This window comes from Tsuneonella deserti, assembly GCF_014644315.1.
In the GTDB taxonomy this organism is placed as follows: domain Bacteria; phylum Pseudomonadota; class Alphaproteobacteria; order Sphingomonadales; family Sphingomonadaceae; genus Tsuneonella; species Tsuneonella deserti.
In genome coordinates this window covers 1,632,785-1,646,471 of the sequence record NZ_BMKL01000001.1, presented here as the reverse complement: position 1 = coordinate 1,646,471, position 13,687 = coordinate 1,632,785, and the positions used below count along the sequence as shown (strand labels likewise).

The window sequence follows — 13,687 nt, the reverse complement described above, 5'->3', positions numbered from 1 at the left end:
GGCCCATGGCCGCATGTTCCGGCGAGCAGGCAACTGCTGGTGGGGCCGGTGCGGGGCTCGGGGCAGGCGAGGCCGGCAAAGTGCAGTGGCCCATGGCTGCGTGCTCGGGCAGGCAAACCGGCGCAGGCTTTGGCGCCGGTGCCGAAACCGGAGCAGCGGGGGCTGGCAGACTGCAGTGACCCATGGCGGCGTGTTCGGGGAGACAGGTAGATGCGGCTGCCTGCGCACCCGCCGGTGCAGCAGCCGATTGGGCCATCGCCGGTCCTGCCGCGAAAGCCACCAACAGGAGAAGAAGAGCCTTCATGCCCCCTCTCCTTCCATCGGCCGGATCTTCACGATGCGCATCATTCCGGCGTGCATGTGGTAGAGCAGATGGCAGTGAAACGCCCAGTCGCCGGGGGCATCGGCCGTGAGATCGAGATCGACATAACCACCCGGCAGCACGCGGACGGTGTGCTTGAGGGGCTGATGGATCCCCTGGCCGTTCACGAGTTCCCAGAAGTGGCCGTGGAGGTGCATGGGGTGCGTCATCATGGTGTCGTTCACCAGCCGCATTCGCACTCGCTCGTTCCGGGCGAAGCGATACGGCTCGGGGTTCTCCGAAAGCCGTTCCCCATCGAGCGACCACATGAACCTCTCCATGTTTCCGGTTAGGTGAATTTCGACCATGCGGGTCGGCGTTCGCGTATCGGAACGCGGTTTCAAAGATACGAGGTCCCGGTAGGTGAGCACGCGGTGGCCGACATCGTCGAGACCGACGCCAGGATGCCCGGTGCGGTCCATCGGCATCGGCGCAATCATATCCACGGCGGGACCGACGGCGAAATCGACGCTGGAGGCGTCGCGCATATCCATCTTGCCGTGGTCCATCGCCGGCGGGTTCGCAGTCGGGGCGTCACCGCCATGTCCCATCGCTGCATGATCGACCGCTCCGTCGGTCGCAGGAGCGGCTGAGTGGTCCATGCTCATGCCCATGTCGGTCATGTCTAGCGTCGGCCGCTCTCTTAGAGGCGGGACTGCGGCGCGCATTCCGGCGCGGGGAGCCAGGGTCGCCACACCCATGCCGGACCGGTCGATCGCCTCCGCGACGATACTGTATGGCTGGTCGCCCGGCTGGACGATCACGTCGTAGGTTTCGGCATTGCCGATCTGGAACTCGTCGGTCTCGACCGGACGCACGTTGATGCCATCCGTCGCGACGACAATCATCGGCAGACCGGGGATGCGCAGGTTAAACGTCGTCTGCGCTGCCGCGTTGATGATCCTCAGCCGCACGCGTTCACCGGGCCGGAACAGACCGGTCCAGTTCTCGGCGGGGCTATGGCCGTTGATCAGGAAATCGTAGGCCGCGGCCGTCACGTCCGAAATGTCGGTGGGGTCCATCCGCATGCGCGCAAACATCTCGCGGTCTGCGGGTGACAAGTGCTGGTTCTTGCCGCTCAAGCGGTCGGCGAGGGTCAGCTTCTGCCGGTTAAAGAAGCCGCCTTCCTGCTTCAGCCGGGTGAAGATCGTGTGAGGATGCAGGAAGCTCCAATCGGAGAGCACGAGCACATGCTCGCGGTCGTGTGCGACAGGATCGGCATCGGCCGGATCGATGACGATCGGTCCGTAATGGCCCAGCTGCTCCTGAAGCCCGCTGTGACTGTGATACCAATAGGTGCCCGCTTGCCTGACGGGGAATTCGTAGGTGAAAGTCGAATGCGGCTTGATCCCAGGGAAGCTCACCCCCGGCACGCCGTCCATCTGGAATGGCACGATCAAGCCGTGCCAATGGATCGAAGTGTCCTCGTCTAGATGGTTGGTCACTCGAAGACGGACGTTCTGGCCTTCTTTCAGTCGAATCAAAGGGGCTGGGACCGACCCGTTGATGGTGACCGCATGACCGGTCCTTCCGTTAACGAGAAAGTCGGAAGCAGCGATCGCAAGGTCGATTTCGGGACCCGTCAGCGTGTCGAATCCCTTGGCGGCCGACCCATGGCTGGTGGTCTTCGCCCAAGCGGGAACAGCGCCCGCCAGCCCGGCAAGCGCAGCGCTACCCATAACAAACCGCCGCCGGGACAGCGGCAAAGCATTACTCATGTGCATTATCCCTGGAAGAAAGACGGGCGCCGCTCTGCGCGGCGCCCCGGAGTTTCAGGATATCAGTGCTGGTGCCCGGCAGGCGCTTCAGGCGCGCCCTCCTTGGGCTTGTCGCAGCAGTCCATCTTGGCATCGGCCTTGCTGTCTTCGCAGCACTTCTTGCAGCAATCCATCATCATGGCTGCGTGACCGGCGTGTCCACCCTGCTGCTCAGTTTGCGCGGCTTGCGCATGCTGGGCATGGCCGGCATGTGGGTCAGCCACGGGAGCGGATTGGGCGAAGACGGGGGCGGCAAACGTCAGCGCCGCAGCGCCCAGAATATATTTCAGCATGTCTGTTCTCCGAAATTGAAGTTGGCGAAAGCGAACTTCAGGCGGCCTTCGGAGGGGGCGTTGCCACGTCGTTGAGATGCCCTAGCAGGAATGGGGTAGCACCCTCGTTCAAGTCGGGAGCCAGCTGGAGAATGGCCGGCGGCAAGGGTGTCTGGGGCTGTGCAATCCCGACACAAGAAGCGCAGTGTGCGCGGTTCTCGTGCTGAGCCTTGGATGGCTCGCCGTGGCTTTCGCAGGGAACGGATGCGGCGGCAGGCGCGTGTTCGACCGCCACGGCCGGCGTTCCCAACATGCTAAGCGGCATGAGAATGAACGACGCGATCATGAGCAGTCGTATGAGCGCAGCGAACATGCCGCGCTTTTGCTTCATCCCGCGCTTGGCCGCATTGACCCGCATCAAATCGCCTCTAGTCCGCCCAGTATCGGGCAATCGGGACGGCTGTCTCCATGGCACTGCGTCGCAAGCGCGACAAGTGCCTCACGCATTTCATCGAGCTGGCGCGCCTTGCGCTCGAGTTCAGCTGCGCGAGCGAGCGCCAACGTTTTCACGTCGGCGCTTGACCGGGCCCGGTCGCGCCACAGCGCGAGCAACTGGGCAATCTCATCGGTCGGAAAACCCAAGTCACGAGCATGTCCGATGAAGCGCAGGGTGTGAACATCGTCCTCATCGTAGTCGCGATAACCGGAATCGCGCCGGATCGCCGCAGGCATCAGTCCGATCTTTTCGTAATGGCGGATCATCCTCGGGCTGATCCCGGAGGCCGATGAGGCTTCACCGATCTTCATGCCGCCAGCTCGATGGCAGCGTAGACGAGCAATCCGGCAACGATCGCCCAACAGGCCCAAAAACCGGCAGTCTCTAGCGATCCGGGGCGATAGCCATGCCGTCCGCGAACTCTCACCCCGCCTACCATTCCGTAAAGATGGACGATCACCCCGATGGCGAGAGCAGGCCATGCCACGGGTGCAAGCTCGCTAGCGAAGAGGATCCCAACGCCCACCCCCGCAACGGCCGCTCCGATCGAGGATAGCGAACCCAGCATCGTTAGCGTGCGGTCCCTCTCCATGCCAATGGCCGCCATCACAGTCGCACCTTCTTGAGCAGGAGCGAATTGCCGATGACCGCCACCGAGCTGAAGGCCATCGCTGCCCCGGCAATGATCGGGCTGAGCAGTATGCCGAACCAAGGGTAGAGAACCCCGGCTGCGATCGGCACGCCTGCGGCATTAAAGACGAACGAGAAGAAAAGGTTCTGGCGGATGTTGCGCATCGTCGCTCGGCTTAGGTGCCGCGCGCGGACGATCCCGCTTAGGTCGCCCTTCACGAGCGTCACCGCGGCGCTTTCCATAGCCACGTCGGTTCCGGTTCCCATCGCGATGCCGACGTCGGCAGCTGCAAGCGCGGGCGCATCGTTTATGCCGTCACCTGCCATGGCCACCCGGCGCCCGGCCCGGCGCAGATCCTCCACCTTCGCCTGCTTCTGGTCGGGAAGCACTTCCGACAGGACTTCGTCGATTCCCACGCGCCGCGCGACCGCTTCGGCGGTGCGGCGATTATCGCCGGTCATCATCACGACGTGGATATTTGCCCGGCGGAGCTCCGCGACTGCTTCCACGGCGCTTTCCTTGATCGGATCGGCCACCACGACGAGCCCGGCCAGTGCTCCATCGACGCCGAGAAACATCACCCCCTCGCCATCGGCCCGGTGCTCGTCGGCCTTGCCTTCCAAAGCTTGGGTCGAGATGCCGTTGTCCGCCAGCATCGCCTTGTTGCCAAGGAACACCGCGCGGCCACCGACCTTCCCGCTCACACCCTTGCCGGTGTGCGACTGGAAATCGGAAGAGACAGGTATAGCAAGGCCTCGCTCCTGCGCTCCTTCGACGATGGCCGCCGCCAGCGGATGCTCACTGCCGCGTTCGAGCGCTGCGGCAAGTTTGAGGACATCATCTTGGACGAAATCGCCAGAAGCCGTAACCCCGACAAGCTTGGGCTTGCCCAGCGTCAGCGTTCCGGTCTTGTCCACCACCAGGGTGTCGATCTTCTCCATAAGTTCGAGTGCTTCGGCGTTCTTGACGAGAACGCCGGCCATCGCGCCGCGCCCCGTGCCGACCATGATCGACATCGGGGTGGCGAGACCGAGAGCGCAAGGGCAGGCGATGATCAGGACCGCAACCCCGTTGACCAAGGCGTGCGCCACTCGCGGCTCGGGGCCGACGAAGTTCCACACCGCGAACGCAATGAGCGCGACCAGCACCACCGCAGGCACGAACCATGCAGATACCTTATCAGCCAGCGCCTGGATCGGTGCTCGCGAACGCTGCGCTTCGGCCACCATGCGCACGATCTGGGAAAGAACGGTGTCCCGCCCCACCCGGTCGGCCTTCATCACGAGGCTGCCTGTCCCGTTGACCGTCGCACCGATCACGCGGTCGCCAGCGGTCTTTTCGACCGGGACCGGTTCACCGCTGATCATAGACTCGTCGACCGAACTGCGGCCGTCGGACACCAAGCCATCGACCGGCACTTTTTCGCCCGGTCGAATGCGCAGGAGATCGCCCACCTGCACGTGATCGAGAGGAATATCCTCCTCGGACCCGTCGGGATGGACCCGGCGCGCCGTCTTCGGGGCCAGTCCGAGTAAGGAACGGATCGCTTGCCCGGTGGCCGACCGGGCTCGCAGCTCAAGCACTTGCCCGAGCAGAACCAGCGTGGTGATGACCGCCGCCGCCTCGAAATAGACGGGGACGAGCCCGCCCATCGTGCGCAGCGAGGCTGGAAAATCATCTGGCGCGAGTGTCGCGACGACGCTGTAGCCATAGGCAACCCCGATACCGAGGCCGATCAAGGTGAACATGTTGAGTTTGCGGGTCTTGAGAGAAGCCCAGAACCGCTCAAAGAATGGCCAGCCGCCCCACAGTACTACTGGCGTGGCCAGGACGAATTGAACCCACACGAACGTGCGCATGGGCAGCAGCTCGATGCCTATGAGCTCCTGCGCAACCACGAGCAGCGCCAGCGGCACGGTGAACACGGCACTGATCCAGAACCGCCTTGTCATGTCGGCGAGTTCGGGGTTGGGTCCCTCCTCGAGCGTCGGCTCAAGAGGCTCGAGCGCCATGCCGCAGATTGGGCAGCTTCCCGGCCCATCGCGCCGGATTTCCGGATGCATCGGGCAGGTCCAGATCGTGCCGGGCGCTGCAGCGATCACGGCGGGGTCCGGTCGCTCCGCGATCAGATACTTGGACGGGTCAGCCGTGAATTTCTGAAGGCATCCTGCGCTACAGAAATAGTGAACAGTGCGGCCATGCTCGTGCCGATGTTCAGCCGTGCGGGCGTCCACTTTCATCCCACAGACCGGATCCGTTACGAGCGCTCCTTCCCCGTCGCTATCGTGCCCGTGGTGCATGCCGTCAGCGCTGTGGCAACTATTAGCCATTGCCAGTCCCTTCATCGATGCGACTCGTCACAATCGACAATGGAGTCTGACACCGTGTCAGGGTCAAGCGCTATTCGGAAGGCGCCGCGAAGTTATCTTATTCCGAGCATGCTCCGACAACGCGCATGTGTCACATTCATCGGATTGAGTCCCATGCCCTTTTCTTCGGCATGATCGTGGACGTGGGCTGTGCCCATCTCCCGCTCCATCTTCTGACAGTAAGAGAGTCCAGCGGCGCTTCGGCTAGATGTCGTCGCGCATCCTGCGAGGGACATCAGCGCCAGGGAGATGAGGCAAGTTCTCATGTCGGATCCTCAAAACTTGCGGACCAGCCGCTCGCGACCATTCGCATGATAACTGGTAGCGACGCATCGCGCCAGACTAGGGGCGTCCCTTGCAATGGCAGCTTTGGAGGGGAAGGTTGCTCGCGCTCTAGACTTCCGCAATGGGGGCGCAAAGCAGTCGCTGTTCGGAGACCGGTTGCTGACTGACTGCCTTCACCGCCACAACATTGCCTGAACCTGCTTTCGTCGGAGTGCCGATTGGAGGGTAGGCGTCAACGATCCTCGCCAGACTGCGCTGATGGGCGCCGCGGTGTGCGGGAGCCATGTGAGAAGGATTGGGGCCCCCGGGATAGTCCGGGGCCCCGGTGCGTTTCCCGTCCCGATGCACCCGTCGCGCTCCCGAAACCCGCTATGAACACCGTGCGCTCCATGGATGGCCTGGAGATTCCACTCTCCACTCCGCCGATGGAGGCGCGGTTGGTGGATCATCTGCCGCAGGGCGATGACCTGCAGTACGAGCCCAAGTGGGACGGCTTCCGCTGCCTCGTCTTCCGCGATCACGCGGATGTCGCGCTTATGTCCAAGTCGGGAAAGCCGCTGCATCGCTATTTCCCTGAACTGGCGGCAGCGCTCGGCAGCGTGCGCCAGAAGCAATTCGTCGTAGACGGGGAGATCGTCCTGCCGATCAACGGGGTGCTGTCGTTCGCCGCGCTGCAGAGCCGCCTTCACCCGGCGGCCTCACGCATCGAACGCCTTTCGAGAGAAACGCCTGCGCAGCTCATGCTTTTCGACTGCCTCCAGCTTGGCTCACAAGTGCTCATCGATGAGCCGCTCGCGAACCGCCGCGCTGCATTGGAGAAGTTCGCCGCCGGCTTGCCAGAATCGATCATGCTCTCCCCGGTCACGCTGAAAGCGGACGTCGCTCGCGATTGGCTTGCCCGAAGCGGCGGAGCACTGGACGGCGTCATCGCCAAGCGCCGCGATCAGGCTTACCAGCCAGGCGAACGCGCCATGTTCAAGCACAAGGTCGAGCGCACGGCCGACTGCGTGATCGGCGGTTTCCGCTACGACGCGAAGGGAACCAAGATCGCATCGCTTCTGCTGGGTCTCCATGACGGGGAAGGGCTTCTCCACCATGTCGGTTTCACCTCGTCGTTCAACGAGGACCAGCGAGCGGAGCTCCGCGCGCTGCTGGAGCCGTTGAAAGGCGCCTCTGCCTTCACGGGCAGCGCGCCAGGCGGAGCCAGCCGATGGTCGAAGAACGGGCGAAGCAGCGAATGGATGGCGGTCGAGCCGAAGCTCGTTGCCGAAGTCCGCTACGACCAGGTGACCGGAGGCCGCTTTCGCCACGGCACGACCTTTCTTCGCTGGCGACCTGACAAGTCCCCCACCCAGTGCACCTTAGACCAGCTATCCGCCGAACTCGGACCGGCAGAGCTGGAGACCGTTCTTTCCGGAGTGCCAGGCTAGGAGCACCGTATGAAAATCCAGTCGGCAAGGGTGATCGTCACGTGTCCGGGACGCAACTTCGTCACCCTCAGGATAGAGACCGACCAAGGCATTTACGGGATCGGCGACGCGACCCTCAACGGCCGCGAACTGGCGGTGGCCGCCTTAACGGCCTGTCGCCGGCGGACTCGGCGGTCAAGGGCCACCAGGTTGCCCAGTGGACGATCATGCGGCGGGGCGCGATCCCGGATCTCGATAGCTTACTGAGCGGATTGACGACGCGCGGCGCGCCCCGCGTCAGTTGGCGGCCTGGTTGCGGGCCATCAGGTCCATCACCCGGTTTGCCAGCACGTCCATTTCGAACGGCTTTGTCAGAACGTGCATACCCGGATCGAGTTGGGTGTCCCCGATTACCGAAGTCTCCGCGTAACCGGTGATGAAAAGGACCTGGAGGCCTGGCTGGCGAACCCGCGCAGCATCCGCCAGCTGTCGCCCGTTCAATCCATTGGGCAGGCCGACGTCGGTGATCAGCAGATCGATGGGACCGCTGTCATCGAGCAGCGACAGAGCCTCGATTCCGTCGTTCGCTTCCAGCGTGGTATACCCGCGATCGCCCAGCTCCTCGCCGACGAGAGAGCGGATTACCGCTTCGTCATCAACGATCATGATCGTTCCGGCTTCGGTTCGAACAGGGAGGGATCCCGCGGCTTCATCCTTGGCCCCGGCCAGCTGTACCCTTGCTGACCGCGGGAAATAAAGGTCGACTCTTGTCCCTTCGCTCGGGATGGAGGTGATCCTAACTTCGCCTCCGGATTGGCGGACGAACCCGTACACCATCGACAGGCCAAGCCCGGTTCTTCCCCGATCGGCTTGGTTGTGAAGAAGGGATCGAATGCGCGTGCAATCGTTTCCTGGCTCATGCCTTCGCCAGAATCTGTTACCCATACCCTGACATAATCGCCCAGGTTCAGTTCCGGATCGCTTTCGTCCGCCACACCGGCCGACCAATTTTCGGCCCCGATCCGGATTACTCCGCCGTTGGGCATCGCGTCGCGCGCATTGATGCTCAGGTTAAGGAGCGCGTTCTCGAACTGGTTCTGATCGAGCAGCGTGGGCCACACCGCTTCCACTCCGCTGGCGTCGATGCGGATCGTGGGGCCGACCGATCGCTTCAGCAGGTCGAGAATGTTGCCGATGACCTGCCCAAGGTCGGTTGGCTGCGGGTCCAGCGTCTGCCGGCGGGAAAAAGCCAGCAGACGATGGGTGAGCGACGCGGCGCGCGAAACGCCTGCTTCCGCCATCTCGATATAGCGTCCAACCTCGTCGGCTCTCCCCTGCTGCAACCTGCGGGACATCAGCTCAAGAGCGCCTGACACTCCCATCAAGAGGTTGTTGAAATCGTGCGCGAGACCGCCCGTGAGCTGCCCCACCGCCTCCATCTTCTGCGCCTGGCGAAGAGCCTCCTGCGTCCTCTCCAGCTCCACTTCCCGCATCTTGCTGTCGGTCAGGTCCCGCCCGACGGCGATGAAGTTCTTGCCGTCCGGTTCGGGCGTGACAGTCCACTCGATGGGCTTGAATTCGCCACTCTTGGTCGCGATCCGGTTCTCGAAGCGGGCCGGTTGCCCCGAGCGGTCCATGTCGTCGATGGCAGCCATCGTCGCGGGCAGGTCGTCCGGATGGATCAGGCTGCGGTAGGGACGCGCGAGCAGTTCAGCTTCGCTCCATCCAAGTACTCTGCCCCATGCCGGGCTTACAGCGGACATCATCCCGCTGAAATCGGCCCGGGCCAGCATGTCCTGCGACAGGTTCCACAGCCGCTCACGCTCGGCCGAGCGCTCCGCGACCTGGTCCTCGAGATTTTCGTTGAGGAGGTGGAGGCGTGCCTCGGCGAGCTTTCGGTCGTGGATATCGACGGACGCGCCGAACCAGCGCGCGATTTTGCCGGTCACGGGATCGCGATAGGCTTCCGCTCTTACGAGGAACCAGCGGTATTCGCCCGTTCGCGAGCGAATCCGGTGTTCGACGCGGAAGGGCTCTCCGCTGACGGTGCATTGCTGGAACGCGGCGAGCGTGGCTCCTGCGTCGTCGGGGTGAATGTGGTCCGCTGCTCTCTCGACCGAAGACGGCGCCGGATCGATGCCCGTGTAATTGGCCCACTGCTTGTTGAAGAACTCGGCACGGCCCTGGGCGTCGGTGATCCACACGATCTGCGGGACCGCGTCGGCCATCAGGCGAAAACGCGCCTCGCTTTCGCGTAGCGCCGTCTCGGCCACCTTGCTCTCGGTGATGTCGATGACGATGCCCGCGGTGCGGACGGCCCATCGTTCCGCGTCCCGCTCGAACGCTCCGCGCGAAGAAATCCAGCGCACCTCGCCGTTCGGCCGGACCGCCCGGTATTCGCTGACGAGATCCCCGTGGGCCTTGAGCGCGTCCTTGTATTCCTGCCAGACCCGTTCACGATCATCCGGATGGATTGTGGCTATGCGCTGGTCGAGGGTGATGTTCTCCCCGACGTCGGAGCCGAGTATTTCCATCGTTCGGGGCGACCATGTCCCCCGGGATGTCTTGAGATCCCAGTCCCATGTACCGATCCGCGCTCCATCGATGGCAAGCCTTAAGCGCGATTCGCTATCACGAAGGTTGCGCTCGGCAACGACCGCGGTTGTGGTCTCGGCAACCGCACAGAACAGGCCGGCAATCTCGCCCTGCTCGTCGCGCACGGGAGAATAGGAGAACGTGAACCAGGTTTCCTCCTCGAACCCCTTCCGGTTCATGAGGAGCGGGAGGTTTTCCCGGTATACCGCTTCTCCTTTCAGGGTCGCATCGACCAGGGGCGAAACATCGGGCCAGATTTCCCGCCAGACATCATCGAACCGCCGGCCCAGTGCAGCGGGATGCTTCTCCTGCAGGATTTCGGAGTAGGCATCGTTGTAGAGAAACCCGAGCTTCGGCCCCCAGGCGACGAACATGGGGAACTTGGAGGAAAGCATCAGCTCCACCACCAGCTGCAGCGTGCGCGGCCAGCCGGCGGGGTTGCCAAGGGGGGAAGCGGACCAATCGTGGACCCGCATCAAATCCGCTACCGGACCCTTGCTGTTGCGAAATTCGTCCAAGGGCGGGGACCTCATCGCCGCTGCTATATCGGGTCGCCATTCCATACGCGAGCGGTTGTTGCATCGCTGCAACGTTTTCGATCCGAAGTTAAGTTTGGAACTTCATCTGCTTAACGGCGCTTGGCGTTGAAACAGGTGTATCATGCATTACCAGCCAGACTTACGCTCCAGGTCGCGTCTCGATGCGCACCTGATCATGCTCCAGAGTAGCCTGAAGCAGGTCTATTCGGTTCAACAAGACCAGTCTTTCAATGACTTGCTGCGGCGACTTGATAAATTGCCGAGCCGCTTCGGATAAAAGTGCTGGGGTTTCAGGCGCGCAAGTCGTCCGGGATTGGTGCCATGCGCGATCCACCCTCGCTGAAATCCCGAAGATCGAGAAAAGCCGAAAGGTAAGGCGTATCTGGATCGGCAATGCGCGCGGGGGTCCGGCCCGCAAACAGCCGCATCTCGCGGATCATGTGAGGTTGATCGTAGAAGTGGTCCTGAACCGCGGCAATGTCGTCGGCGGTGACGCCCGGGCGCGATAGCAGGACGGCCGCGCGCAGGGCGCGATATTTGCGCGCCAGTGTTCTCGGAGCCAACCCGAAATAGCGCTCTACCAGTCGCTGGACCTGGCGCTCGCCGTAGCGGCAGCGCGCGAACAGTTCGGCAAGCTCTGGCGACAGCGACTGCGCGAGCCATTCGGCTACAGTGCCGATCAGTTCGGCATGCCCCGGCGGCAGCCGGCGCAAGGATGGCATGAGAGCTTCGCACAGCAGGTCGGCCATCTGATGGTTTTCCAGAGAGCCGAACTCTTCACGCAAGCGTTCGCAAGCGGCCACCAGGCGCGGCGGAAGCACGTCGGCGGCCGCCATCATCCGGTTGCCGTGAACAGTCGCGGACAGGCCTGTCAACGCGGCCCATCCGGCCGGGCTCAGCATGGCGCCGAATGCGTCCCATGGCCCTGCCACCTCGAAAGTGGTCGCCGCGCTGGTCGGCGTCAGCACCATCAGAGGGTGGCTGGCCTCGACCCGTCCGTCCAGGAAGTGCATGTGGCCGCTGCCGCGGGCCATCACCGCCACCAGCCCGATGGACGAGGGCTGCACGTCGCGGATTTCAGTCTCGTCGCACTGCACGCGAAAGAAGGTGGTGACGAACGGTGAGGCAGAGGCGGGGGGAGGTATCAACTCGACCCTTACCAGCCCAGCCCGGGTGAGCTTGCGGGCCCGCAAAGCGTCGTCCGCGACCTGAGCCGAATTGTCCCCCGCCATCGCTGATGTTTGTGTCTCAACCCCGCGCGGCTGTCCAGTCGGCTCGAATCGCTTGCCAGATGCCCCGCCGGGCGGCAGGTTGACGCAAACGTAAAGCGGATGGGAGAGAGCAACGTGGCCTTCAAGACCCGGATTACCGAGATGTTCGGCATCGATACACCGATCCTGATGGGCGGGATGACCGGCGTCGGTTACGGAGAGCTGGTCGCGGCTGTGGCCGAGGCGGGAGCGCTTGGCTTCATCACGGCGCACATGTTCCCCTCGGGCGCTGCGCTGAAGGAGGAAATCGACAAGGTCCGCTCGCTCACCAGCAAGCCGTTCGGAGTGAACCTCACGCTCCTCCCCTCGATCAATCCGATCCCTTACGACGAGTACCGCGAAGCGATAATCGAGAGCGGGCTCAAGATCGTCGAGACCGCGGGCCGTGCACCGACCGACCATCTGCCCGCCTTCAAGGAAGCGGGGGTCAAGGTGATCCACAAGTGCACCAGCGTCCGCCATTCCGAGAGCGCCGTACGCAAGGGCGTGGATGTCATCAGCATCGACGGCTTCGAATGCGCAGGGCACCCGGGCGAAGACGATGTCGGCTTGGTCGTGCTTCTGCCCGCCACGGTGGACGCGCTGCCAGACGTGCCGATCGTCGCCAGCGGCGGGATGGCGGACGGGCGCAGCCTGATCGCCGCGCTCGCGTTGGGGGCGGACGCGGTCAACATGGGCACGCGCTTCTGCGCCACTCAGGAGGCGGCCATCCATCCGAACGTGAAGCAGAAGATCGTCGAGAATACCGAACTCGACACCGTCCTCGTCGGGCGTCCCTTCCGCAACACCGCGCGCGTCGCCCGCAACGCGGTTTCAGAGGAGGTCGCGACGATCCAGCGCAATCCCGACACCACGTTCGAGGAAGTGAAGCATCTTATGGCCGGGGCACGGGGGCGCGACCTCGTCTACGGCCAAGGGAACATGGACGGCGGCATCTGGAGCTCTGGGCAAAGCCAGGCGCTGGTTCACGACATCCCGACCTGCAAGCAGCTCGTCGCGAACATCATGGCGCAGGCAGAGGCGACCCGCGCCCGGATCAACCAGATCGCAGGCTAGACGCGCTCGATTCGCTACGTTGTCCGATAGCCTGGCTGGGGCGGCAGGAGCCTTAGCCAGAAATCCGCACCCCAGCAATTCCGCCATTCTTGGCCTTTCAAGCGGCGCCGCTCGAGATTTCTCTGTAGCAGTTCACTGTTGCAGTTGGTCACGGGGGGCGAAGTTCGCGGCGCTTTCCGGCTGAATCGCCGCCTCTGTACACGGCCTTTCCAATCTCTTTGTTTGCCCGCTATCCGTGCAAAACAGGGGCGATTACTGAGACATGCCTGCCGCAAGCTGGACACTTGAGGGTATCTCTCCGACGATCCACAGGCTCAAGACGTTGAGCCCGCGGTAGGCCCCGCCGGTGATGGCATTGGTCGGACAGTCCAGCGCCTTGCCGACGCGATGAAGGCATGATGGAATCGCCCGCGCCTGACTCTATCGTATCGACGATCTGGTTGGTGATGCGCTCGAAGATGCTGAGTTTCACAAGGCCGCCTCGCTTGGTGTCGCGAGGCTTAGTTCATTTTACCGAGGTTGAAGTTGCGGTGACGAGTTAGCAACGTCGGCTGCGCGGCCCCTCCCTGTCATTCGAGCGGTTTGCCCTTCGTGCCTAAAGCTGTCGTCAGTGCGCGATCGAACGGATGGCAGCTACGCGATAGTC

General features: G+C 63.3%; 10 protein-coding genes and 1 pseudogene. 3 read left to right on the top strand and 8 right to left on the bottom strand.

Going from position 1 to position 13,687, the window contains the following annotated elements; genetic code table 11:
• Window positions 1-300 precede the first annotated feature (300 nt).
• From IEW58_RS07870 to IEW58_RS07850, 5 genes are all read right to left on the bottom strand, one after another.
• Window positions 301-2,079, bottom strand: coding sequence for a copper resistance system multicopper oxidase (locus tag IEW58_RS07870; protein WP_188644622.1), 1,779 nt, complete (start codon window positions 2,077-2,079; stop codon window positions 301-303).
• Window positions 2,080-2,141: 62 nt separating this feature from the next.
• The gene (locus IEW58_RS07865) at window positions 2,142-2,411 is read right to left on the bottom strand and encodes a hypothetical protein (protein WP_188644621.1); all 270 of its coding nucleotides are present in this window, start codon (window positions 2,409-2,411) and stop codon (window positions 2,142-2,144) included.
• A 396-nt stretch (window positions 2,412-2,807) separates the two neighbouring features.
• The gene (gene cueR, locus IEW58_RS07860; RefSeq protein WP_188644620.1) at window positions 2,808-3,197 is read right to left on the bottom strand and encodes a Cu(I)-responsive transcriptional regulator; all 390 of its coding nucleotides are present in this window, start codon (window positions 3,195-3,197) and stop codon (window positions 2,808-2,810) included.
• Window positions 3,194-3,493: a hypothetical protein gene (locus IEW58_RS07855; RefSeq protein ID WP_188644619.1), complete on the bottom strand. Its 300-nt coding sequence runs from the start codon at window positions 3,491-3,493 to the stop codon at window positions 3,194-3,196. The genes cueR and IEW58_RS07855 overlap by 4 nt, the downstream gene beginning before the upstream one ends.
• On the bottom strand, window positions 3,493-5,847 hold the full coding sequence (locus IEW58_RS07850; protein WP_188644618.1) for a heavy metal translocating P-type ATPase: 2,355 nt from the start codon (window positions 5,845-5,847) through the stop codon (window positions 3,493-3,495). Before IEW58_RS07850 ends, IEW58_RS07855 begins: the two co-directional genes overlap by 1 nt.
• Before the next feature lie 695 nt (window positions 5,848-6,542).
• Between IEW58_RS07850 and IEW58_RS07845 the strand changes: the two genes are divergently transcribed.
• Together IEW58_RS07845 and IEW58_RS07840 are read left to right on the top strand one after the other, a co-directional pair.
• Entirely contained in the window at window positions 6,543-7,601 is a 1,059-nt protein-coding gene (locus tag IEW58_RS07845; protein ID WP_229658498.1) for an ATP-dependent DNA ligase, read from the top strand.
• A gap of 9 nt (window positions 7,602-7,610) precedes the next feature.
• Window positions 7,611-7,745 (top strand): annotated as a pseudogene (locus IEW58_RS07840) (bifunctional D-altronate/D-mannonate dehydratase); the annotation flags it as partial.
• Window positions 7,746-7,877: 132 nt separating this feature from the next.
• Here the strand turns inward: IEW58_RS07840 and IEW58_RS07835 are convergent.
• From IEW58_RS07835 to IEW58_RS07825, 3 genes are all read right to left on the bottom strand, one after another.
• Window positions 7,878-8,246, bottom strand: a complete 369-nt coding sequence (locus IEW58_RS07835) for a response regulator (protein WP_188644617.1) — start codon at window positions 8,244-8,246, stop codon at window positions 7,878-7,880.
• Entirely contained in the window at window positions 8,243-10,693 is a 2,451-nt protein-coding gene (locus IEW58_RS07830; protein ID WP_229658497.1) for a PAS domain-containing protein, read from the bottom strand. Before IEW58_RS07830 ends, IEW58_RS07835 begins: the two co-directional genes overlap by 4 nt.
• Window positions 10,694-11,004: 311 nt before the next feature.
• Window positions 11,005-11,946 carry a helix-turn-helix domain-containing protein gene (locus tag IEW58_RS07825; RefSeq protein WP_188644615.1) on the bottom strand — a complete coding sequence of 314 codons (942 nt, stop codon included), beginning with the start codon at window positions 11,944-11,946 and terminating at the stop codon, window positions 11,005-11,007.
• 114 nt (window positions 11,947-12,060) lie between these two features.
• On the opposite strand from IEW58_RS07825, the gene IEW58_RS07820 reads away from it, so the two are divergent.
• Window positions 12,061-13,041: an NAD(P)H-dependent flavin oxidoreductase gene (locus tag IEW58_RS07820; protein ID WP_308419264.1), complete on the top strand. Its 981-nt coding sequence runs from the start codon at window positions 12,061-12,063 to the stop codon at window positions 13,039-13,041.
• Window positions 13,042-13,687: the final 646 nt, after the last annotated feature.

Coding starts and splice junctions, on each gene's coding strand:
- IEW58_RS07870 (WP_188644622.1), bottom strand. CDS start 2,079: ATGAGTAATGCTTTGCCGCTGTCCCGGCGGCGGTTTGTTATGGGTAGC.
- IEW58_RS07865 (WP_188644621.1), bottom strand. CDS start 2,411: ATGCTGAAATATATTCTGGGCGCTGCGGCGCTGACGTTTGCCGCCCCC.
- cueR (WP_188644620.1), bottom strand. CDS start 3,197: ATGAAGATCGGTGAAGCCTCATCGGCCTCCGGGATCAGCCCGAGGATG.
- IEW58_RS07855 (WP_188644619.1), bottom strand. CDS start 3,493: ATGGCGGCCATTGGCATGGAGAGGGACCGCACGCTAACGATGCTGGGT.
- IEW58_RS07850 (WP_188644618.1), bottom strand. CDS start 5,847: ATGGCTAATAGTTGCCACAGCGCTGACGGCATGCACCACGGGCACGAT.
- IEW58_RS07845 (WP_229658498.1), top strand. CDS start 6,543: ATGAACACCGTGCGCTCCATGGATGGCCTGGAGATTCCACTCTCCACT.
- IEW58_RS07835 (WP_188644617.1), bottom strand. CDS start 8,246: ATGATCGTTGATGACGAAGCGGTAATCCGCTCTCTCGTCGGCGAGGAG.
- IEW58_RS07825 (WP_188644615.1), bottom strand. CDS start 11,946: ATGGCGGGGGACAATTCGGCTCAGGTCGCGGACGACGCTTTGCGGGCC.